Consider the following 21,779-nt stretch of genomic DNA (forward strand, 5'->3'; position numbering starts at 1 on the left):
GCGCGCGCGCGTTAACGGCGGGTTAACCTCCCTTGCGGGCGTCCATCGCGGCGGCGAAGTCGTCGAAGAGGTATGCGCTGTCATGCGGCCCCGGCGACGCCTCGGGGTGGTACTGAACGCTGAACACCGGCTTGCCCGACAGGCGGATGCCGCAGTTCGACCCGTCGAAGAGCGACACGTGCGTCTCCTCCACGCCCTGGGGCAGGGTCTGCGCGTCGACGGTGAAGCCGTGGTTCATCGACGTGATCTCGACCTTGCCGTCGCCGTGGCGCTTCACCGGATGGTTCGCGCCGTGGTGGCCGTGGTTCATCTTCACGGTCTTTGCGCCCAAGGCCATCGCTAGCATCTGGTGCCCGAGGCAGATGCCGAAGACCGGCAGCCCGTCGTCGACCAGCGCGCGGATCGTCGGCACCGCGTAGTCGCCCGTCGCCGCCGGGTCGCCCGGCCCGTTCGACAGGAACACCCCGTCGGGGGCTAGCGCGCGTACGTCCTCGGCGGTGGCCGTCGCGGGCAGGACCGTCACGTCGCAGCCGACATGGGCGAGGGAGCGCAGGATGTTGCGCTTCGCCCCGTAGTCGATGGCGACGACCTTGTGGCGCGGCGCCGTCTGCTCGCCGTAGCCCTCGCCCCATGCCCACTTGGTCTCGGTCCAGCGGTAGGACTGCGCCGTCGTCACCTCGCGGGCGAGGTCCATCCCCTCCAGCCCCGCGAAGCCCCGCGCCTCGGCCACCAGCGTCTCTAGGTCGAACTTGCCCTCCGGGTCGTGGGCCAGCGCCACGTGCGGCGCGCCCTGCTGGCGGATCGCGCGGGTCAGGCGCCGCGTGTCCACGCCGCCGATCCCGATCCGCCCCCGCGCCGCCAGCCAGTCCGACAAGTCCCGCGTCGCACGCCAGTTGGACGGCTCGGTCGGGTCCCACTTCACCACCATGCCGCGTGCCACCGGGTCCGCGGTCTCGTCGTCCTCGGGGTTCACGCCGACGTTGCCGATATGCGGGAAGGTGAAGGTTACGACCTGCCCGGCGTAGGACGGATCGGTCATGATCTCCTGATAGCCGGTCATCGCGGTGTTGAAGACCAGCTCGGCGGTCGTCGTCCCCGTCGCGCCGAAGCCGCGCCCGTGGAACACCGTGCCATCGGCGAGGACGAGGCAGGCGGTCGGGTGGGACTCGGTCATGGGAGCGCTCCGGGCGTATGGCGGCAAACGGCAGCCGCGTAGCGGGGCGGGACGGGGGGCGCAAGGTGGCGCGCGGCGCGGGCGGTGCCGTTGAACGTGCCCCCGCGCGGGGCTAGATGGCCTGTTCGGCCGCCGATGGCGCGGCCCCATGGAAGGACTTCGACATGGACCTGCGGGACCGGCTCTCCGCCAGCCTCAAGGAGGCGATGCGCGACAAGGACGCGACGCGCCTCGGCACGCTGCGCCTCATCAACGCGGCGCTCAAGGACCAAGACATCGCGCTGCGCGCCGAGGGCCGCACGGTGTCGGACGCCGACGCGACGGCGATCCTGTCGAAGATGGTCAAGCAGCGCCGCGAATCCGCGACCGTCTACGAGGAGGGCGGGCGGCTGGAGCTGGCCGAGAAGGAGCGCGCCGAGATCGCGGTGATCGAGGAGTTCCTGCCCAAGCAGCTCTCCGACGAGGAGCGGGCGGCGGCCATCGACGCGGCCATCGCCTCGACGGGCGCCACCAGCGTGCGCGACATGGGCAAGGTGATGGGCGCGCTGAAGGCAAGGCACGCCGGGCAGATGGACTTCGGCGCGGCGGGCGCGGCGGTGAAGGCCAAGCTGGGGTAGGGGGCGTTCGGGCGGCGCGCCCGCCGCGATACGGCCGCGCAGCGGTCCGCGCATCGCCTGGCCGTACCCCGGCCCGGCGATCGGTCCGAGGGTCCGCGACGCGGCCACGTCGTGCGGGGGTGAGGGATCAAGTGCGCCGCGGTGAGGTCGCATCGCCGCGCCACTGCCCTGCGATGCGCTCCGCCACCCTACCGCGCCGCGTTCAGCCCCGCGCCGATCACGTCGCGCAGGGACGCCCGCTCCGACGGCGTCAGGAACGCGCCGATCTCCACCGGGCGCGGCCCGCCCTCCAGCGTCAGGTAGTTCTCGACGGGCCGCTCGCCGGGATGCATCTCGACCCGCACCCAGTAGGGGTTCGCCTCCCACTCGCGCAGGCCCTTGGGGTCGCGCCGCTCCAGCCGCGCCAGCGCGGGCGTGACGACCAGCCGCTCCTCGATGTCGCGGTCCCGCCACGACCGCCGCAGCGCGAGCCACAGCAGCCCCAGCGCCCCCATCGCGAAGGGCAGGATCCCCCAGAACGCCACCGTGGCGAGCACCCCCATCAGCGGGATGCAGAGCGCGGCGAACATGAAGGACACGACGCGGGCGAAGCCGGGCTTCGTCAGCGACGAGTGCGGCGTGGCCACCACCTCCAGCACCACGTCGTCGGCCCCACGCGAAGAGGCCCCGGACTGTGCCGGGGCCTCCTGCGGGTCTCTCAGGACGCTGTAGGGCATCGCGCCTCAGCGCCGCGCGCCGTCCACCGCCGGCGAGGCGGGCAGGTCGCCGTGCGGGTGCCGGTCCCACATGTCCTGCGTCGGCAGCTCCTCGAACGTGTGCTCCGGCGGCGGGTTGGGCAGCACCCACTCCAGCGTGTCGGCGTGCTCGCCCCAGTAGGCGGGCTCGGCGATCACGCGGCCGCGCAGCACGGTGTAGGCCACGATCCCGATGAAGAAGAGGAACGAGGCGAACGAGAGGAACGCGCCCCACGACGACACTTGGTGCCAGAGGGTGAACGCCTCCGGGTAGTCGATGTAGCGGCGCGGCATCCCTTGGTTCCCGAGGAAGTGCTGCGGGAAGAAGGTCAGGTTGGCGCCGATGAAGAACACCCAGAAGTGCACCTGGCCGGCCCATTCCGGATACTGCCGTCCCGACATCTTGCCGATCCAGTAGTAGACGCCCGCGAAGATGCCGAACACGGCGCCCAGGGACATCACGTAGTGGAAGTGCGCGACCACGTAGTAGGTGTCGTGATAGGCCCGGTCCACGCCCGCTTGGGACAGGACGATGCCGGTCACGCCGCCCAGCGTGAACAGGAAGATGAAGCCCATCGCGAAGAGCATCGGCGTGCGGAACTCGATCGAGCCGCCCCACATCGTCGCGATCCACGAGAAGATCTTCACGCCCGTGGGCACCGCGATGATCATCGTGGCCACCATGAAGTAGGCCTGCTGCGTCAGCGACATGCCCACCGTGTACATGTGGTGCGCCCAGACGACGAAGCCGAGCCCCCCGATCGCCACCATCGCGTAGACCATCGGCAGGTAGCCGAAGATCGGCTTCTTCGAGAACGTCGCCACCACGTGGGAGATGATCCCGAACGCGGGCAGCACGACGATGTAGACCTCCGGGTGCCCGAAGAACCACAGGATGTGCTGGTAGAGCACGGGGTCGCCGCCGCCCTCGGGGAAGAAGAAGGTCGTGCCGAAGTTGCGGTCCGTCAGCAGCATCGTGATCGCGCCGGCCAGCACGGGCAGGGCCAGCAGGATCAGCCACGCGGTCACGAAGATCGACCACGCGAAGAGCGGCACCTTGTGCAGCGTCATGCCCGGCGCGCGCATGTTGAGGAACGTCGTGATGATGTTGATCGCGCCGAGGATCGAGGACGCGCCCGACACGTGCACCGCGAAGATCGCGATGTCCGTCGAGAAGCCTTGCTCGGTCGTCGAGAGCGGCGGGTAGAGCACCCAGCCGATGCCCGAGCCGTTCTGCCCGTTGCCGCCCGGCACGAACAGCGACAGCACCGCCAGCGAGGTGCCCGTCACGAACAGCCAGAAGGACAGGTTGTTGAGGCGCGGGAACGCCATGTCCGGCGCGCCGATGTGCAGCGGCATGAAGTAGTTGCCGAAGCCGCCGAACAGCGCCGGGATGACCACGAAGAACATCATGGTGATGCCGTGGCCCGTGATCAGCACGTTCCACAGGTGGCCGTTGGGCGTGCATTCCTCCATCGCGCCCGCCGAGAACAGGCGCGCGCCCTCGAGGCACATGTACTGGACGCCCGGCTCCATCAGCTCGAGGCGCATGTAGACCGTCATCGCCACGCTGATGAACCCGGCAATGCCGGACACGATCAGGTAGAGGATGCCGATGTCCTTGTGGTTCGTGGACATGAACCAGCGCGTGAAGAAGCCGGGCTTCTCGTGCGCGTCGTGTCCGGAGATCGCGGCGTCTGCCATTCTCGGTCGCTCCGTGTCGTTCGCGCCCGTCTGGAGAGGCGCCGTCTGCTCACCGGGGGAATCGGGCATGCGGCTGCATGCCGGACGGCCCCGTCCGGGGGGCGGTCTATCGACCGTCTCCCCAACGCGCAACGGGGCGGTGGGACGCAGGGGGAGGGCGATGGGTCGCAGCGGGAGGGCAGCGCCCCGGCGCTACCGCAGGCCCAAGGCCCGCTCCTCGGCCGGGATGCGGACCAAGGCCAGCAGCGCCACGTTCGCCACCCCCCAGACCAGCGCGACCCACCACAGGCCCAGCACCATCGGCGCGACGACCATCTCGGCCACGACCACCGCGTAGTTCGGGTGCGGGATCCAGCGGAACGGGCCCTGCGCCACCAGCGTCTCGCCCGGCACGACGAGGATGCGCGTCGTCCAGCGCGGCCCCAGCGTGGCCAGCACCCACGCCCGCAGGGCCTGGAGGATCGCGAACGGCACCAGCCAGCCCAGCCGGACCGGCTCGTCCCAGCCCCAGACGGCGATGGCCGCGATCCACGAGGCGTGCAGCGCCACGATGGTCCCGTAGTGGCCCGCCCCGTGCTCCACCGCGCCCCGCGCGCGCAGCCGCGCGGTGTTGCGCTTGGCGATCGCCAGTTCCGCCAGACGCTGGACGATCAGGAACCCGATGAAGAGCAGCGCCTCGATCACGCGGCCACGTCCACCGGCGTGAACGCGGCCGAGAAGCCCGGACCCAGCGCAGTCGTCATCAGCCGCCCCGTCCGCCCCGCCGCCAGCGCACGTTCCAGCACGAAGAGCACCGTGGGCGCGCTCATGTTGCCGTGGTCGCGCAGAACGTCCCGCTCGAGGTCGAGCGCCCCTTGGCCCAGCTCCAGGGCCTGCTCGAGCGCCGTGATCACCTTCGCCCCGCCCGGATGCGCCACGATCCGGTCCACCGAGGCCCGGTCCCGCCCCATCGCCGCGAGGGCCGCGTCCGTCGCCGCCCCCATCTCGCCGTGGCGAAGTCGGGGATGGAGCGGTCGAACACCACGCCCAAGCCTTCGTCATCCACGTCCCAGCCCATGATGCCCAGCGTGTCGGGCCAGCGGTGCTGCGCCCCCGGCGCCACCGTCACCGGCCCGTCCCCGGCGGTCATCGCGCAGGCCGCGCCGCCGTCGCCGAACAGCACGGTGGCGATCACGTCCGCCTTCTGCAGCCGGTCGGTGCGGAAGCTCACCGTGCAGGCCTCGACCACCACCAGCAGCACCTTCGCCCCCGGCGCGCCCCGCGCCATCTGCGCCGCGATCGTGAGCCCCGTGGCACCCCCCGCGCAGCCCAGCCCGAACACCGGCACCCGGAGCGCGTCCGCCCGGAACCCCAGCGCGTCGCCGCACACCGCCTCCAAGGTCGGCGTCGCCACGCCCGTGGAGGAGACGGTGACGATCACGTCCACCTCCGCCGCGGTCCACTCCGCCGCGTCCAGCGCCGCCGCCGCGGACCGCGCGAACAGGTCCGCGCAGCCGGCCAGATAGGCGTCGTTGCGTTCCTTCCAGCCGATGCGCCGGTCGTCGAACCACTCGAACGGGACCACCGACTGCCGCCGGTCGATCCCCGCGGCGGCGAAGGAGGACAGCATCCGCTGGAACTGCGGATAGCGCGGCCCGAGCAGCTCCTCGGCGCGGCGCCCGACGATGTCCTGCGGCAGCGCGTGCGGGGCCGCCGCGGTCGCGGGGCCGAACAGTCGGATGGGTGCGGTCATGGGGCCTCCGGGCGTGTCCCCCGGCGACGTGGCCCGCCCCCGCCGCCGGTCAACTCACGGATCGGGGAAGGCGCCCGCGAAGGTCCGCTTCAGCGCGTCGTCCAGATCGCCCAGCCCCACCGGCAGGCCGAGGTCCACCAGCGACGTGACCCCATGGCCCGCGATCCCGCAGGGCACGATTCCGTCGAAATGCGACAGGTCCGGCTCCACGTTGACCGACAGCCCGTGGAAGCTGACCCACTTCCGCAGCCGCACCCCGATCGCCGCCACCTTGTCCTGCCGCGCCGTGCCGTCGGGCAGCGGCGCCTTCTCCGGCCGGTCCACCCAGACGCCCACGCGCCCCGGCTCAACCCGCCCCGTCACCCCGAACTCCGCCAGCGCCGCGATCACCCACGCCTCCAAGGACTGCACGAAGGCCCGCACGTCCCGCCCCCGGGACCCGACGTCCAGCAGCACGTAGGCCACCCGCTGCCCCGGCCCGTGATAGGTGTACTGACCGCCCCGCCGCGTGGCGTGCACCGGGAACCGCGCGTCGAGGAGGTCGGCGTCCCTTGCGGAGGTCCCCGCGGTGTAGAGCGGCGGATGCTCCAGCAGCCACACGCACTCCCCCGCCGTGCCGTCGCGGATCGCCTCGGCCCGCGCCTCCATCCACGCGACCGCGTCCGCGTAGCCCACCGGGTCGGCGCTCTCGATCCACTCCACCATGCTCCGCAGGTGACGCCCTGCGCGGGGATGCGCAAGTCGGGCAAGAGGGGGCTTCCCATCCCCGCGCGGCCCCGCTAACAGCCCGCCCACCGGAGCCGTCGTGGGCCCCAGAGGGGCGGTCGTGGCGGAATTGGTAGACGCGCAGCGTTGAGGTCGCTGTGGGGTAACACCCGTGGAAGTTCGAGTCTTCTCGACCGCACCACCGGCTCCGGTCCATCTCCTTGCGGCGGATAGGGCGACGCGCTTGTCCGGACGCCGTCCGGCGTCGCCGCATGGGACCGTCGGCGCTCCCTATGCGATCGCGCGCGTCGGGACGGACGCCGGGTGGCCGCGGCCCACCCGGAGCGGACCGCGTCAGCGCTCGTCGAGCATCTCCTCGTCGCAGAGGATCTCGAAGCCCTCCCCGTCGGCGCCATCCGTCGCACGCGTCGAGGCGGCTCCCCCGTCGGAGAGCCCGACCGACCGGAGGAAGTAGCGCATCACCGTCTCGACCCCGAACGGGTTCACCTCGCGGAGGTTGGGTTCGTAGAACGTCGCGCGCGACGGATGGGTCGCGATCATCTCGTAGGACGGGAAGTAGGCGATGCGGCTCCGGCCCCGCGTGACGTCGCCCGCCACCGCCCGCAGGACGGACTTGGAGTAGGTGTTCGCCAAGAGGACGTGCTCGGGCGAGGCCGTCGCCGCGAGCGAGACCGGCGACACGGTGAGCAGCATCCGCGCGCCCGGGTTCACCTCCTGCAGGCCGCCCCAGAACGCGAGCAGGTCGCGGCGCACGTCGATGTAGCCCATGTTCAGGAAGGCGTACCGATCCGGGTCGTAGCGGCCGCCGGACACCCCCGGCGCGACCGGGTAGACGGTTCCGTCCCGGGCGGAAGCCCACGTCTCGGTGAGGCCGAGGGTGAACACGAACAGGTTCGCGCTCTCGAACATGCGGCGCACCGCCGCGAGATGCGCCTCTCGCATGGCGAGTACGTCGTCCGGGCTGTCGTGCCCGACCGGGTCGATGGTGGGGCGGAGCGCATCGACCCAGCGGTCGCCGAGCTTCCAGACGCGCTCCTCGGGGACGCGTCGTCCGAAGGCTTCCTCGAACAGCTGCAGGAGCTGCCGCACCGTGTAGACGTTCCCGTAGCGGCAGCTGTAGACGCCGTAGCCCCAGCGCCGCGCCTCGGCGAGGGAGGGGAAGCGCACCGGTGCCGGCTCCGCGTCCAGCCAGCGCGCGCCGTTCCGGCGGAGCGCATCGCCGATATGCTGGGCGAAGCAGCTTCCGGCCGTGGCGATGGTGTCGCCCCGGGACAGGGAGATCGGTTCCCACAGATCGTCGAGCGCGGCATAGTGCCGATCCCCGACGGACCGGCGCCAGTAGCGCGTGTCGGGCAGTCCTTCATACGGATGCTTCATCTCGGCGCGTCCTTCGCGATCGTCAGGTCCCTGAGTTGCCGGGCGAGCGCCAACTCGTCCGCCTCGGCCGTCACGATACTCCGCTCCGGTTCGTCCGGCGGGGCGGATCGCCCCTTGCGGAAGGGCGCCGGCTTCCGCTCGGGGCGCGGGCGGAGTTCGTGGTAGCGCGCGAGCACGGCATCGGGGCCGTCGGCGGCCGCGTCGGCCGCCGCCGCGATCCAGCGTCGAAGCTGATGGCCCGGCACCGCGCCCGCGTGTCCGGGCGTGCCCCAGTAGTCGACGTTCACGATGTAGTTCGAGGAGCCCGCGCCCTCGAGCGCGTTCAGCATCGGATAGAGATGCCCGGACAACTGCTTCCGATCGCCCGCGGCGACGAGGAAGATCGGTAGGTTCTCGTGCCCTTGCCCATAGAGGTCCGGCAAGTCGGTCACCACATGGTCCGCGAGCGACTCCGCGTCGCCGAGGCCCGGCCAGAGTTCCTGGGCGAGCAGGCTGCCTCGATATGGGGTCAGGACGGTCTGGGCGCCGCCTACGACGGCGACGCTCCCCGGGACGCGATGGGAGTGGAACAGCGCCGGGAACCCCCCGGCCGATCCGCCGAGGAAGATGACCGAGTCGATCTTCAGCAGGTCCAAGGCCTCCTGGACGAGCGAATGGACGAGGTCCTGCAGCGGATGTCGTTCCGTCCCGATGAACCAGTTCGTCGAGATGTCGACGCGATCTAGGAACAGCGGATCCGAGATCGCGAGGTGGACCGGCGACGTGACGTCGCCGAATGGGGGTACGAAGACGGGTGGCGGCCGCTTCGTCGCGCTCACGGCGCCGTGGAAGCTGACGACGAGGACGTCTCGGCGCCCCTCCCGGTCGAAGCGCAACGGAATGGCGCATCCCTCGTAGTCGACGATCGCATGCCCGCCCTCGGACAGGAGCCCGGCGAGCGCCCGCCTCTCCATCTGGTCGAAGCTCGGGGTGTCCGGCTTGGTTCGTGGCACGGGTGCACCTCCATTGTGCATCGACGTGCGTTGGGCGGCGGCGTCATCCGCCGGAGCCGAGGCACGACATGCGATCCGGCGGCCATCCTGCGCGAGCGCAGGACAGCAGGGCCTCGGCCGCTATTAGACCTACGATGGTTGAGGCGAAAGTGCCTCCGGCAGGGGGCAGGCGATGCGTCTCCGGGGCGAGCCGCCGTCCGGCGCGCGCGCCTGCCGGGGTCACGCCCGGCGGCGTCCACCGGCTCGACCCTGCCGGCCCTCGCGTTCGGCCCTCGCGCGATGGACACGGGTCGCGATAGGCGGTAGCGGACACGCCACCAGAGGTCTGCGCGATGGTTCGTCTCGATGGCACCACCGACACCGGTCAGACCGTCTCCGACGCGCGCCGCGCGTCCCGGACCCGCACCGGAGACCGGATGACCCCCATCCCCTTCAGGCAGACGCCCGAGATGTCCGGCCCCATGCCGCCGGACCGCCCGGCGTTCGACGCGGCCGAGGTGCGCGCCGTCGTCGAGCGCGCCGCGACCGATCCCGACGGCGCCTATCTCGGCATCGCCTCCATCCCGCGGCGGGTGCATGCGCTGCGCGCGACGCTGGCGTCCCTGCAGGGCCAAGCGACCCACGCCTTCGTCTACCTCAACGGCTACGACGCAGTGCCGGACTTCCTCGAAGACCCGAGGATCACCGTGTTCCGCAGCCAGGAGTTCGGGGACCTCAACGCGACCGGCAAGGTGTTCGCCTTGGGCCACGTGCCGCACGGGACCCTGCTCACCGCGGACGACGACTTCATCTACCCTGCGAACTACGTGGCCACGCTGGAGGCGGCCATCGCGCGCTACGGCGGGCGGGTCGCGGCCTGCGTCCACGGCTCGATCTTCCCCGACCGGGTCGAGCACTACTACCTCCGCACCGCCATCTTCGCCGCGCAGCAGGCGCTGCCGCAGGACCGGTTCGTCACGCTCCCGGGCACGGCCTCGCTCGCGGTGCGGGCGGGGGTGCTGCCGCTGGAGCTCGACGCCTTCCTCCCCGAGACGATGGTCGACCTGACCCTCGCGATCCTGTGCAAGGCGAACCGCGTGCCCGTGGTCGCGGTCGCGCGCCGGGCGCACTGGCTGCAGAACATCGACCGCGACGGCCTCTACCAGATGTTCACCCGCGCCCGGACGCATCACGCCGCCTACGCCGAGCGGCACGGCCCGTGGGGCTTCGACGCCTACCGCGACGCGATCCGGAGCCTTCCCGCCGACCGGGCCGACCCGCAGGTCGACGCCGCCGCCTTCGCCTGCGCCGCGGCGGGGACCGTGCCCGCCCACTGGCGCGAGTCGGCCACCTACTACCTGCTCAAGGCCGAGCAGGCGCGCGCGGCCGACGGCGCCCGCGCGGTGTGAGGGGCGCGGCGATGATCCCCGCGCTCCGCCGCCTCGCCGCGCGCGCCCTTCCCGCCGCGCTGGGCGGGGCCGGGCGCGTGCCGGGTCATGCGCCCGACGAGGTACCCGTCCCGCCCAACGCGCCGCTCCTGTTCCTCGCGCCCGCCGCGCGGGCGACGGTGGTCGTCCCCTGCACGCCCCTGTCGGGCCGGGCGTGGGCGGTGGTGCCGATCCACGGCCCGGTCCCCGACGGGGCCCATCTCCGGGTCGAGCTGCGGGGGCCGGACGAGGCCGGCGGGCGGATCCTGCGGGTGCCCGCCGCGCGCCACGCCCACCGCGTCGCGGAGCTGCCCCACGCGGTGGAGGTCGCGGCCGTCCGCGGCGGGCCGGACGGGACGTGGCGCATCGAGGTGCCGATCGAGATCGGCCTCCACGACGCCACCGTCGCGGTCTCGTGGGAGCCCTCCGCCACCGATCCGGGGCAGGGGAGCCTCGTGGGCCTGTGCCACGTCCGCGTCGTGCAGCCCGACGGGCAGACCACCCCCGCCGCCGCCACGCTGCTGGAGGTGGCGCCCGACGCCCCCGCGCGGGGCGTGCTGCTCCTGCGGGACCGGACGCGCGAGGCGGGGTTCGGGCGCATCCACCTGCCGGTTTGCCACGGCACGGCGGGCTGCGTCCTCGTGCTGCGGCGCGGTCCCGACGATCCCCCGCCCGAGCCGGACGAGCCCTTCGCCCCCGCGTGGGGCGGGTCGCCCTACTCGATCCACAAGGCCCGCCGCCCCGGCCGCCCGGAACGCAAGGTGATGCCGCTCTCGGGGCTCGACCGGCTGTCCGCGGTGGGGTTCGACCTCGCGTTCCTCGGGACGACGGGGCGGGGCTTCGTCGATCTCGGGTCGGTCCGCTTCTCGCGGGCCGGGATCCCGCCGGGCGAGGCCGAGATGCGCGACTACCTCGAGCGGCTCGCGGTCGAGGCCTTCTACGAGGAGGCCGACGCGAGCGGCGCCGACGCCTTGGTGCGGCTCACCTACTGAGCCGGGCGCCGCCGCAGGCCCCCGTCGCCGCGCGCCCGGCTTGCGCGCGGGGGCGCACTCCGCTACTGCGCCGCATCCCGATTTCGCGGACCCGACGACGGCCCCGGCCGACCGGCCCGCGCGATCCCAACCACAGACCGGCGGACCCAACCGCGCGGCCAGCAAAACCAAGTAGATAGGACACACGCAGCCACATGGCGCAGAACGCATCCATGGAGGAGTTCGAGGCCCTCCTGAACGAAAGCCTCGAGATCGACACGCCGAACGAAGGTTCGGTGGTCAAGGGCAAGGTGATCGCCATCGAGGCGGGCCAAGCCATCATCGACGTCGGCTACAAGATGGAAGGCCGCGTCGAGCTCAAGGAATTCGCCCAGCCCGGCGAGGCCCCCGAGGTCGAGATCGGCGACGAGGTCGAGGTCTTCCTCCGCTCCGTCGAGAACGCCCGCGGCGAGGCCGTCATCTCCCGCGAGCTCGCCCGCCGCGAGGCCGCGTGGGACCGCCTGGAGGAAGCCTACGGCAAGGAAGAGCGCGTCGAGGGCGCCATCTTCGGCCGCGTCAAGGGCGGCTTCACCGTCGATCTCGGCGGCGCCGTGGCCTTCCTGCCCGGCTCCCAGGTCGACGTGCGCCCCGTGCGCGACGCGGGCCCGCTCATGGGCCTCAAGCAGCCGTTCCAGATCCTCAAGATGGACCGCCGCCGGGGCAACATCGTCGTCTCCCGCCGCGCGATCCTCGAGGAGAGCCGCGCCGAGCAGCGCGCCGAGGTCATCGCCAACCTCCACGAGGGGCAGAACGTCGACGGCGTGGTCAAGAACATCACCGAGTACGGCGCCTTCGTCGATCTCGGCGGCGTGGACGGCCTGCTGCACGTGACCGACATGGCGTGGCGCCGGGTCAACGACCCGCGCGAGATCCTGTCGATCGGCGAGACCGTGAAGGTGCAGGTCATCAAGATCAACAAGGAGACCCACCGCATCTCCCTGGGCATGAAGCAGCTCCAGGACGATCCGTGGGACACCGTGATCGCCAAGTACCCGCTGGGCTCGGTGCATCAGGGCCGCGTGACCAACATCACCGACTACGGCGCCTTCGTGGAGCTGGAGGCGGGGGTCGAGGGCCTCGTGCACGTCTCCGAGATGTCGTGGACCAAGAAGAACGTCCATCCCGGCAAGATCGTCTCCACCTCGCAAGAGGTCGAGGTCATGGTGCTGGAGATCGACACCCAGAAGCGCCGCGTGTCGCTCGGTCTCAAGCAGACCCAGCGCAACCCGTGGGAGGTCTTCGCCGAGACCCACCCCGAGGGCACCGAGGTCGAGGGCGAGGTCAAGAACATCACCGAGTTCGGCCTGTTCGTCGGCCTCGACGGCGACATCGACGGCATGGTGCACCTGTCGGACATCTCGTGGGACCGCCGCGGCGAGGAGGTCATCGGCGAGTTCCGCAAGGGCGACATCGTCAAGGCCGTCGTCACCGAGGTGGACACCGACAAGGAGCGCATCTCGCTCTCGATCAAGCAGGCCGAGGGCGATCCCTTCGCCGACGCGATCGGCGGCGTGCGCCGTGGCTCGGTCATCACCGTCGAGGTGACCAAGATCGAGGATGGCGGCATCGAGGTGGAGTACGAGGGCATGAAGGCCTTCATCCGCCGCTCCGACCTCGCCCGCGACCGGCAGGACCAGCGCCCCGAGCGCTTCCAGCCCGGCGACAAGGTGGACGTGCGCGTGACCAACGTGGACTCCAAGAACCGTCGCCTCGGCATGTCGATCAAGGCGCGCGAGATCGCCGAGGAGAAGGAGGCCGTCGAGCAGTACGGTTCGTCCGACTCCGGGGCGTCGCTCGGCGACATCCTCGGCGCCGCCCTCAAGGGCGACGACGACTGATCCACGGCCATCCGGCTATGTCTTGGAACGGCCCCCCGACGAGTCGGTCGGGGGGCCGTTTCGCGTTTTCCGTGCCTTGGCGGTCGGGGTGCGACATTCCGCCCCTGGGAAAACATGTCATCTGACAATCGATTTGTGCACCGACCGTCCCAATTCTACGTCAATTGATAATCCGCCCTTGTTTTTCTGCACGTCGCGGGGCGGATCGGGGGTGTTTCGGGCTTGCGCCGCTTCCGGCCCCGGGCCGTCGCGCATATACGCTCTGCCACCCCGACGGCGCTTGACGAGGCCGCGGAATGGACGATTGGGAGACTCGCATGATCCGCTCCGAGCTGATCCAGAAGATCGCAGACGACAATCCGCACCTCACGCAGCGTGACGTGGAAAAGATCGTGAACACCATCTTCGAGGAGATCACGGAGGCGCTCATCGGCGGCGACCGGGTCGAGCTCCGGGGGTTCGGCGCGTTCTCCGTGAAGGAGCGCGAGGCGCGGATGGGCCGCAATCCGCGCACCGGCGAGCCGGTCGAGGTCGAGGCCAAGCACGTCCCGTTCTTCAAGGCCGGCAAGCTCCTGCGGGACCGCCTCAACGGCAAGGCCTGACGCCCGGACGCCGGCGCGCGCCGCCGCTGGACAGGGCGGGGGCGCCGCCCTAGGACACGGCCATGACCTTCCTCCGCATCCTCCTGCTCGTGCTGCTGGCCCTCGTGCTGGTCCTGATCGCCCTCGCCAACCGCGAGGCCGTGGACGTGGCGCTGCTGCCCGACCAGATCGGCGACATCCTCGGGTTCAACCTGCGCGCCGGGGGCATCCCACTCTTCGGGGTGATCTTCTGCTCGATCGCGTTCGGCCTCGTGATCGGCTTCGTCGCGGAGTGGCTGCGCGAGCACAAGCACCGCGCCGAGGCCGCGCGCGAGCGGTCCCGCCGCGAGAAGCTGGAGCGCAAGGTCTCCCGCGTCGAGGCCGCCAACTCCGAGCGCGACGACGTCCTCGCCATCGTCGACGGCCCCCGCTGAGCCGATGCTGCGCGTGACCCCGACCGGCGGGCGCGGCGCCCCCGGCGGACCGGTCCGGGTGAAGATCTGCGGCCTGCGCACCGTCGCGGACGTCGAGGCGACCGCCGCCGCCGGGGCCGCCTACATGGGCCTCGTCTTCTTCGAGCGCTCCCCCCGCCACGTCGATCCCGCCACCGCCCGCGGCCTCGCCCTCGCCGCGCCCGTCGGGCTGGCGAAGGTCGCGCTCGTGGTCGATCCCGACGACGCCGCGCTCGACGCGGTGACCGGCACGGTGCCCCTCGACGTGATCCAGCTCCACGGCCGCGAGACGCCCGCCCGCGTGGCCGAGGTGCGCGCCCGCACCGGCCTGCCCGTGATGAAGGCGGTGGGCCTGCGGGACGCCTCCGACCTGCCCGCGCTGGCGGCCCACGAGGCGGCGGCGGACATGGTGCTCGTGGACGCCAAGCCGCCCGAGGGCGCGGCGCTGCCGGGCGGCAACGGGATCGGCTTCGACCATGCGCTGATCGCCGGGCGCAGGTGGACCAAGCCATGGATGCTGGCCGGCGGGCTGACGCCGGAGAACGTGGCCCGCGCGATCCGCCTCACGGGCGCGGCGCAGGTCGACGTGTCCTCGGGGGTTGAGTCGGCCCCCGGCGCCAAGGATCCGGTCCGCATCACCGCCTTCGTCGCGGCGGCGGAGGGCGCGGGCATCACCCCATGAGGCCCGTCGTCCGCCTGCATGTCGGGCTCAACAAGGCAGGTAGCACCACGATCCAGCGCGCGATGGACGGCTATCGCGGCACTGCGATCGACTACCTCACCGACCCCAGGCGCATCGACGCCGCGCTGATGACCGTTTGCGCGGTCGCCACCCCGCCCCCGAGCCTGCGCGAGGCGGGGCTGCTCGACCCAGACGTCGCCCGCGCGCGCCTTGCGGCGGCCCTCGCCCTCTCAGACCGGCCCGCCATCCTCAGCAGCGAGTTCCTCTCGGCCCGCCCCGTCATCAAGGGGGCGCAGGCCCTCGTCGATCTGGTCGCGCCCGCCACCCGGCGGGTGAAGGTGCTGGCCTACCTGCGGACGCCTCGTGCCTACATACGCTCCGTCCTGCAGCAGCGCCTCCGCTCCATGCCCCTCCCGGCTCAACTGGGCTCGACCTACCCGAGCTACCGCAATCGGATGCGCCCGTGGGTGGCTGCCGTCGGACCACGCCATGCCCGCCTCGTCCCCTTCCGTCCCGATCGGTTCAAGGGGGGTGACCTCATCTCGGACTGGTGCGCCCGCACCGGCGTCGATCCCGCGGACCTGCCACCGACCCCGCCCGCCAACGCGGGCCTCTGCCTCGAAGCCGTGGCCGCCTTGGCCCTCTGGCACGACGCCTACGGGTCCGATGGCCCGACCGATCATGCAGGGCTGCGGTTCGTCGTCGACGCGCTCAAGGGTCTCGAGGGCACGCGCGACTGGGGCTTCGGCGGGCCGGAGGTCGACGCGATCCTCGACGAGCGCCGCGCCGACACGGACTGGGTCGAACGCTACACCAAGTGCTTCGACTTTACCGAGGAGCCGGTCCCCGCCGCCACCGTCGCCTCCCTGTCGCACCTTCGCGCGCTCGGCGAGGCCGCCGCGCCCGTGCTGGAGGCGTGGGCCGCCGCCGTCGCCCCCGCCGCGCGCCCCGCCGGACCCGGCACCGCCGCGCTGGTCGAGGCGGTGCGCGCCGACCTCGCCCACCGCGGTGCCTTGGGCGTCGAGATCGAACGGGGGGTCGAACGGCTGACCGAGCGTCTCCGCCGCCAGTTCGGACGCCGCTGACGGGGGCGGTTCGGGGCCGGACCCGTTGCCGGTCCGCCGCGCGGCCACTAGAGCGGGGCCGCAGCGCGGAAAGGCGGACGATGCCCAAGAACACGGCGGCCAACGGCGGACAGGGCCACCACGACCGGTCCGACCGCGCCCGTCCGCCCACGTCGCCCCGTGCGGTCCCGTGAGCCGCGCGCGCCTCCTGCTGCATCTCGGCATGGACAAGACCGGTTCGACGTCGATCCAGAAGGCGCATGGCGCCACCCTCGAGGGCGAGGTCCGCTGGCCCGCGCCCGCCCTCCAGCTCCAGCGGCTGCTCACCCGTAGCTACGGCGGCGCGCGCGACGAGCCGGACGCCCGCGACGAGGTCCGCGCGCTCCTCGCCCGCGCCGCGCGGAACGGCGGCACCGTCGTCGTCAGCCACGAGGCCATGTCCCGCTGGCGGGCGCACCGCATAGCCGAGGCGCTTCAAGAATGGATGCCGCTCTTCGACCGGGTCGAGGCGATCGCCTACCTCCGCGCGCCCCTCTCATACCTCGCCAGCAGGACCGTCGAGCGGGTCAAGCAATGGCCGTTGCCCGACGCACTCGCCCACGAGCGTCCGCGCTATCGGACGCGGCTCGCCCCGTGGGAGGAGGCGCTCGGGCGGGAGGCGATGACCTACGCTCTCTACGACCGCGCGGCCCTCGCCGAGGGCGACGTGACGGCGGACTTCGCCGTGCGGGCGGGCCTCCCGCCTGCGGAGACGGCGGTGCGCAACCCGTCCCCCTCGCGTGAGGCGGTCGCCGTGCTCGCCGTCTACCGCGCCGCCGTGGGCCGCGAGCCGCGGCGCCACGGGCACGCCCCGCTCCGCCGCCCGGCGGTCCTCGCGCTGGACGGGTTCGGCACGGGACGCTTCCGCCTCGCGCCCGGCGTCCTCGATGGCGCGGGCGACCACGCCGCGCAGGTCGCATGGGCCGAGGCCCGGCTCGACCGTCCCTTCCCGGAGGACCGAGCGGCGGAGGGGTTCGCGGACGCGGACGCCATCCTCGCCTATGGGGCGGCCCTCGGCGGGGCGCTGCGCGACTGGGCCGCAACACGGGTCGCGCCCGGCGATCTGCCCCCCGACAACGACGTGCCCGGCCTCGTCGAAGCGCTGCGCCGCGCGTCCGAAGCGCCCCGGCGCCCGCGCGGCCGGGGGTGGCTTCCGGCCTTCCTGCGCCGCCCCTGACCCACGCTGAGGCATTCCGTCCCGCGCCGCCCGTCCCCCGTTGCCGCCCCCGCGCGCCGCGACTAGACCGGGGCGTCGGTTGAGAGGGGGAGCAGACGATGCCCGAGGACATGCCCAACAGCTACAGGACCGGCCCCGACGAGGACGGCCGCTTCGGCCTCTTCGGCGGCCGCTTCGTCTCGGAGACGCTGATGCCGCTCATCCTCGAGCTGGAGCGCCAGTACGAGCACGCCAAGACCGACGATTCCTTCTGGGCCGAGATGCACGACCTCTGGACCCACTACGTCGGCCGCCCCTCGCCCCTCTACTTCGCCGAGCGGCTGACCGAACGGTTCGGCGGCGCCAAGATCTACCTCAAGCGCGACGAGCTGAACCACACCGGCGCGCACAAGATCAACAACGTGCTGGGCCAGATCATCCTCGCCCGCCGCATGGGCAAGACCCGCATCATCGCCGAGACCGGCGCGGGCCAGCACGGCGTCGCGACCGCGACCGTCTGCGCCAAGTTCGGCCTGAAATGCGTCGTCTACATGGGCGCCCACGACGTCGAGCGGCAGGCCCCCAACGTGTTCCGCATGAAGCTCTTGGGCGCGGAGGTCATCCCGGTGACGTCCGGGCGCGGCACCCTCAAGGACGCCATGAACGACGCGCTGCGCGACTGGGTCACCAACGTCGCCGACACGTTCTACTGCATCGGCACCGTGGCCGGGCCGCACCCCTATCCGGCCATGGTCCGCGACTTCCAAGCCATCATCGGCAAGGAGGCCCGCGAGCAGATGATGGCCGCCGAGGGCCGCCTGCCCGACACCATCATCGCCGCCATCGGCGGCGGCTCCAACGCGATGGGCCTGTTCTACCCGTTCCTCGACGACCCGGACGTTCGCATCATCGGCGTCGAGGCCGGGGGAAAGGGCGTGAACGACCGCATGGAGCACTGCGCCTCCCTCACCGGCGGGCGCCCCGGCGTCCTCCACGGCAACCGCACGTATCTCCTCCAGGACGACGACGGCCAGATCCTCGAGGGCCACTCGATCAGCGCGGGGCTAGACTACCCCGGCATCGGCCCCGAGCATTCGTGGCTCCACGACATCGGCCGCGCCGAGTACGTCTCGATCACCGACGTCGAGGCGCTGGAGGCGTTCCAGATCTGCTGCGAGGCCGAGGGCATCATCCCCGCGCTGGAGCCGTCCCACGCGCTCGCCCACGTCGCCAAGATCGCGCCCGGGCTGCCCGCCGACCACCTGATCTGCATGAACATGTGCGGACGGGGCGACAAGGACATCTTCACCGTCGCCCGCGCGCTCGGCTGGGAGATGACCGAGGCATGAAGCGGCTCGTCCTCTCCTCCGACCACGCCGCCATCGACCTGCGTCGCGCCGTCGCCGCCCATGCCGAGGGCTTGGGCTGGACCGTCTCCGACATCGGCCCGACGACGACCGAGTCGACCCACTACCCCCGGCACGGCGCCGCGGCAGCGCGTGCCGTGGCGGGCGGCGAGGCCGATCTCGGCATCGTGCTCTGCGGCACGGGGCAGGGGATCATGATGGCCGCCAACAAGGTCCCCGGCATCCGCTGCGGCGTCTGCCACGACACCTTCTCCGCCCGCATGATCCGCGCCCATAACGACGCCAACATGCTGTCGATGGGCGCCCGCGTCGTCGGCGAGGGCTTGGCGCTCGAGATCGTGGAGGCGTTCCTCTCGACCGGTTTCGAGGGTGGCCGCCACGCCACCCGGGTCGACATGATCGGCGAGATCGAGGCGGAGCGGGGCTAGCCTCCCCCGGCGACGAACCGGCGGCGTATCGCCGGGCTGGCCCTCGGCCCGGCGAATCCTGTGCATCGGCACTCCGCCGAGGCGTCGTCCGACCATGGCACCCGTAGCGCGCAAAGTCGGACCCCAAGATCGCCGCGCCGCGGCCCGCCGATGCGCTCCGGCGATCACGCCCCCGCAGTCGGCGAACGCCGTCACGAACCATATCCCGATGGGTTACGCCCATGTCACCCGAGAACGATGCGCGTAATCCTTATGGCTCACGCGCCCCGCCACCCCCCGTCCGGCAGATGGAGCGGCGCGGCTGCGGCGGTCAGACCGGTTGGGCCGGGCGATCCCCGCCCGGCCCAACCGGGAGACCCGACATGCTTCGCATCACCACGGCCGCCGCCGCCCTCCTCGCCCTGACCGCCGCCTCCGGCGCCGCCGACGAGCGCACCCTGCGCGCCGCCGCCGAGCAACTCGCCGCGCAAGGCATCACCGTCACCGGCGTGGCCGAGACGGCGCGCGGCCTGCGCCTCACCGCGACCGATTCCGAGGGGCAGACCCGCCGCTTCCTCGTCCCCGTCTCGTCGGGCGACGTTGACGACGACGGCGATGACGACGACGACGATGACGATGACGACGATCGGGACGACCGGGACGACGACGACCGGGACGACGACGACCGGGACGACGACGACCGCGACGATGACGACCGGGACGACGACGATGACGACGACCGCGACGACTACGATGACGACGACCGGGACGACGACGACGATGACCGGGACGATGACGACGACGACGATGACGATGACGACGACTGACCGGTCGGGGCGGCCGCCCTCGGCCGCCCCCGCCATCCGGCCCGCCTTCCGAGGCGGGCCGGTCCCACGGAGCCCCGCCGCATGATCCGCCGACCCACGCGCCGCACCTTTATCGCCGCCGCGACCGCGTCCCTGCTCGTGCCCGGCCCCGCACGCGCTCAGACGTGGCTGGACGGCCTCCAGCGCAGCCTCGCCGCGCAAGGCATGACCGTCGTCTCCGTCCGCCGCACCCTGCTCGGGCGCTACCGTGTCGTCGCACTGGGCAACCGTGGGCGGCAGGAGATCATCCTCACCGCCGACGGCGACGTCCTTCGCAACGTCCTGCGCCGGGAGGGCGACGACGACGCCCGGCGCGAAGGCCGCAGCGACCGCGCATCCGGCAGCGACAGAGACGAGGACCGGGACGACGGCCGGTCGAACGTCGGCGACGACGATGACCGCGACGATGACGACCGTGACGACGACCGTGACGACGACCGTGACGACGACGACGACGATGACGATGACGATGACGATGACGACGACGGCGAGGACGATTGAGCGATGGCCCGCCGCTCCCTCATCCTCGGCATCGCCCTATTCCAGTTGATCGCCGTTCTCGTCTTCGTCGGCGACATCGCGCTGCAGGCCTTCGGCTCCCCCTTCGGCCCGATCCCGTGGGCCGCGCACGAGGCCATCGAGATCGCTGCCGCGTCTGCCCTGCTCGCGGGCGTGGCCCTCGGCGGGGTCGCGCTCCACACCAGCCTGCGCCGCGCCGATGCCGCCGAGACCGCGCTCCGCCACGCCCGCGCCGCCTTCCAAGACGTCCTTGAGGAGCGGTTCTCGGCGTGGGGCCTCACCCCCGCCGAGCGCGACGTCGCCCTATTCGCCATAAAGGGCATGTCCGGCCCCGAGATCGCCGACCTGCGCGGCACCTCCGAGGGCACGATCAAGGCGCAGATGGCCGCGATCTACCGCAAGGCGGGCGTCCACGGGCGCCCCCAGCTGCTCAGCCTCTTCATCGAGGAGATCCTCGGCGACCCCGCCGACCCGCCGCCCGCCGCGCCGTCGCCCTAGCGGCTCCGCGCGCCTAGCCCGCCGTCGCCGCCAAGAACCCCGCCATCGCCCGGTCCACTACCTCGGGCGGCAGGAAGTGCGTCCCCCCCTCCACCCACACCCCGTCCTTCGGCTCCCCCGCCACCGCCAGCAGCGCCCGCCCATGCGCCACCGGGATCACCCGGTCCGCCGTGCCGTGCAGGATCAGGACGGGCGCCTCGACCTCCGGCAGCACCGCCCGCGTCTCGAACCGGGTCCGGATCATCGCGCGCACGGGGAAGATGCCGTAGATCTCCGCCGCCCGGTCCGGGATCGACGTGTAGGGCGCGTCCAGCACCAGCGCGCGCCAGTCCCCCTCCGCCGCCATGCGGGTGGCGACCCCGGTGCCTAGCGACTCGCCGTAGAGGACCGTCCGCGTCTCCGGGACGCCCTGCGCCGCGGCGAAGGCCAAGGCGGCGCGGGCATCGTCGAGCAGCCCCGCCTCCGAGGGGGCGCCCGCGTTCCCCGCGTAGCCGCGATAGGCCACGAGCAGCACCCCGTGGCCCCGCCGGGCCCACGGGATCATCTTCGGCCACTGGAACCCGCCGTTGCCGTGGAAGACCACGATCGTCTCGCGCCCCGCGTCGGGCGGGCGCCACCAGCCGCGCAGGGGGCCGTCGGGGCCGGGGACCTCCACCTCGGCGAGGCCGGGCACCATCGCCACCTCGCCGTCGGTCAGCCCGTCCCACCCGATGAAGAGCAGCCGCTCCTGTAGCGCCCAGAGCGCCGCCAGCGCGAGGAGGTAGAGCAGCGCGGCCACCCCCGCGGCGCGCGCCATCCAGAGGAGCGCGACGCCCAT

Annotated in this window: 24 protein-coding genes and 1 tRNA gene; 15 read left to right on the forward strand and 10 right to left on the reverse strand. The window is 72.2% G+C overall.

Annotated features, from left to right (window positions below):
- Positions 1-22 precede the first annotated feature (22 nt).
- Positions 23-1,174, reverse strand: coding sequence for a glutamine-hydrolyzing carbamoyl-phosphate synthase small subunit (gene carA, locus JQC91_RS14720; RefSeq protein WP_203287966.1), 1,152 nt, complete (start codon positions 1,172-1,174; stop codon positions 23-25).
- Between the two features lie 164 nt (positions 1,175-1,338).
- Between carA and JQC91_RS14725 the strand changes: the two genes are divergently transcribed.
- Positions 1,339-1,791, forward strand: a complete 453-nt coding sequence (locus tag JQC91_RS14725; protein ID WP_203288654.1) for a GatB/YqeY domain-containing protein — start codon at positions 1,339-1,341, stop codon at positions 1,789-1,791.
- 188 nt (positions 1,792-1,979) lie between these two features.
- Here the strand turns inward: JQC91_RS14725 and JQC91_RS14730 are convergent, their stop codons facing one another.
- The 6 genes from JQC91_RS14730 to lipB form a co-directional block, all read right to left on the reverse strand.
- Positions 1,980-2,507 (reverse strand): DUF2244 domain-containing protein, encoded by a 528-nt coding sequence (locus tag JQC91_RS14730; protein ID WP_203287967.1) that lies wholly within the window; start codon positions 2,505-2,507, stop codon positions 1,980-1,982.
- Between the two features lie 6 nt (positions 2,508-2,513).
- Complete coding sequence (locus tag JQC91_RS14735) at positions 2,514-4,229, reverse strand: cytochrome c oxidase subunit 1 (RefSeq protein ID WP_203287968.1); 1,716 nt, start codon at positions 4,227-4,229, stop codon at positions 2,514-2,516.
- Positions 4,230-4,421: 192 nt separating this feature from the next.
- A complete protein-coding gene (locus JQC91_RS14740; RefSeq protein ID WP_203287969.1) occupies positions 4,422-4,913 on the reverse strand; it encodes an isoprenylcysteine carboxylmethyltransferase family protein in 492 nt (163 codons plus the stop codon).
- Positions 4,910-5,122, reverse strand: a complete 213-nt coding sequence (locus tag JQC91_RS18035) for a hypothetical protein (protein ID WP_343069990.1) — start codon at positions 5,120-5,122, stop codon at positions 4,910-4,912. The genes JQC91_RS14740 and JQC91_RS18035 overlap by 4 nt, the downstream gene beginning before the upstream one ends.
- On the reverse strand, positions 5,119-5,961 hold the full coding sequence (locus JQC91_RS14745) for a type III polyketide synthase (protein WP_238941573.1): 843 nt from the start codon (positions 5,959-5,961) through the stop codon (positions 5,119-5,121). Before JQC91_RS14745 ends, JQC91_RS18035 begins: the two co-directional genes overlap by 4 nt.
- 54 nt (positions 5,962-6,015) lie before the next feature.
- Positions 6,016-6,666: a lipoyl(octanoyl) transferase LipB gene (gene lipB, locus JQC91_RS14750; protein ID WP_203287970.1), complete on the reverse strand. Its 651-nt coding sequence runs from the start codon at positions 6,664-6,666 to the stop codon at positions 6,016-6,018.
- Between the two features lie 115 nt (positions 6,667-6,781).
- Here lipB and JQC91_RS14755 point away from each other — a divergent pair.
- Positions 6,782-6,868: transfer RNA gene (locus tag JQC91_RS14755), tRNA-Leu, on the forward strand.
- Positions 6,869-7,020: 152 nt separating this feature from the next.
- Here the strand turns inward: JQC91_RS14755 and JQC91_RS14760 are convergent.
- Both JQC91_RS14760 and JQC91_RS14765 read right to left on the reverse strand, forming a co-directional pair.
- The gene (locus tag JQC91_RS14760; RefSeq protein WP_203287971.1) at positions 7,021-8,064 is read right to left on the reverse strand and encodes a GSCFA domain-containing protein; all 1,044 of its coding nucleotides are present in this window, start codon (positions 8,062-8,064) and stop codon (positions 7,021-7,023) included.
- Positions 8,061-9,017, reverse strand: coding sequence for a hypothetical protein (locus JQC91_RS14765; RefSeq protein ID WP_203287972.1), 957 nt, complete (start codon positions 9,015-9,017; stop codon positions 8,061-8,063). The genes JQC91_RS14760 and JQC91_RS14765 overlap by 4 nt, the downstream gene beginning before the upstream one ends.
- Positions 9,018-9,472: 455 nt before the next feature.
- Here JQC91_RS14765 and JQC91_RS14770 point away from each other — a divergent pair, with 455 nt between their 5' ends.
- The 13 genes from JQC91_RS14770 (at position 9,473) to JQC91_RS14830 (ending at position 20,962) form a co-directional block, all read left to right on the forward strand.
- Complete coding sequence (locus JQC91_RS14770; RefSeq protein ID WP_203287973.1) at positions 9,473-10,444, forward strand: hypothetical protein; 972 nt, start codon at positions 9,473-9,475, stop codon at positions 10,442-10,444.
- A gap of 11 nt (positions 10,445-10,455) precedes the next feature.
- A complete protein-coding gene (locus tag JQC91_RS14775) occupies positions 10,456-11,454 on the forward strand; it encodes a hypothetical protein (protein ID WP_203287975.1) in 999 nt (332 codons plus the stop codon).
- A gap of 194 nt (positions 11,455-11,648) precedes the next feature.
- Positions 11,649-13,331 (forward strand): 30S ribosomal protein S1, encoded by a 1,683-nt coding sequence (gene rpsA, locus JQC91_RS14780; protein WP_203287976.1) that lies wholly within the window; start codon positions 11,649-11,651, stop codon positions 13,329-13,331.
- Between the two features lie 317 nt (positions 13,332-13,648).
- The gene (gene ihfB, locus JQC91_RS14785; RefSeq protein ID WP_203287978.1) at positions 13,649-13,933 is read left to right on the forward strand and encodes an integration host factor subunit beta; all 285 of its coding nucleotides are present in this window, start codon (positions 13,649-13,651) and stop codon (positions 13,931-13,933) included.
- A 62-nt stretch (positions 13,934-13,995) separates the two neighbouring features.
- Entirely contained in the window at positions 13,996-14,346 is a 351-nt protein-coding gene (locus JQC91_RS14790; RefSeq protein ID WP_203287980.1) for a LapA family protein, read from the forward strand.
- A gap of 4 nt (positions 14,347-14,350) precedes the next feature.
- Complete coding sequence (locus tag JQC91_RS14795; protein ID WP_203287981.1) at positions 14,351-15,046, forward strand: phosphoribosylanthranilate isomerase; 696 nt, start codon at positions 14,351-14,353, stop codon at positions 15,044-15,046.
- A complete protein-coding gene (locus JQC91_RS14800; protein ID WP_203287982.1) occupies positions 15,043-16,131 on the forward strand; it encodes a hypothetical protein in 1,089 nt (362 codons plus the stop codon). Before JQC91_RS14795 ends, JQC91_RS14800 begins: the two co-directional genes overlap by 4 nt.
- A 169-nt stretch (positions 16,132-16,300) precedes the next feature.
- Positions 16,301-17,326, forward strand: coding sequence for a hypothetical protein (locus tag JQC91_RS14805; RefSeq protein WP_203287983.1), 1,026 nt, complete (start codon positions 16,301-16,303; stop codon positions 17,324-17,326).
- A 98-nt stretch (positions 17,327-17,424) separates the two neighbouring features.
- Entirely contained in the window at positions 17,425-18,654 is a 1,230-nt protein-coding gene (gene trpB, locus JQC91_RS14810) for a tryptophan synthase subunit beta (RefSeq protein WP_203287984.1), read from the forward strand.
- Complete coding sequence (gene rpiB, locus JQC91_RS14815; RefSeq protein ID WP_203287985.1) at positions 18,651-19,100, forward strand: ribose 5-phosphate isomerase B; 450 nt, start codon at positions 18,651-18,653, stop codon at positions 19,098-19,100. Before trpB ends, rpiB begins: the two co-directional genes overlap by 4 nt.
- 362 nt (positions 19,101-19,462) lie before the next feature.
- Positions 19,463-19,906, forward strand: a complete 444-nt coding sequence (locus JQC91_RS14820; protein ID WP_203287986.1) for a hypothetical protein — start codon at positions 19,463-19,465, stop codon at positions 19,904-19,906.
- Positions 19,907-19,987: 81 nt separating this feature from the next.
- Entirely contained in the window at positions 19,988-20,446 is a 459-nt protein-coding gene (locus tag JQC91_RS14825) for a hypothetical protein (RefSeq protein ID WP_203287987.1), read from the forward strand.
- Between the two features lie 3 nt (positions 20,447-20,449).
- On the forward strand, positions 20,450-20,962 hold the full coding sequence (locus JQC91_RS14830) for a helix-turn-helix transcriptional regulator (protein ID WP_203287988.1): 513 nt from the start codon (positions 20,450-20,452) through the stop codon (positions 20,960-20,962).
- 13 nt (positions 20,963-20,975) lie between these two features.
- On the opposite strand, the gene JQC91_RS14835 is transcribed toward JQC91_RS14830, so the two are convergent.
- Complete coding sequence (locus JQC91_RS14835; RefSeq protein ID WP_203287990.1) at positions 20,976-21,779, reverse strand: alpha/beta hydrolase; 804 nt, start codon at positions 21,777-21,779, stop codon at positions 20,976-20,978.

It is taken from the genome of Jannaschia sp. Os4, from assembly GCF_016820245.1.
Taxonomy (GTDB): Bacteria; Pseudomonadota; Alphaproteobacteria; order Rhodobacterales; family Rhodobacteraceae; genus Jannaschia.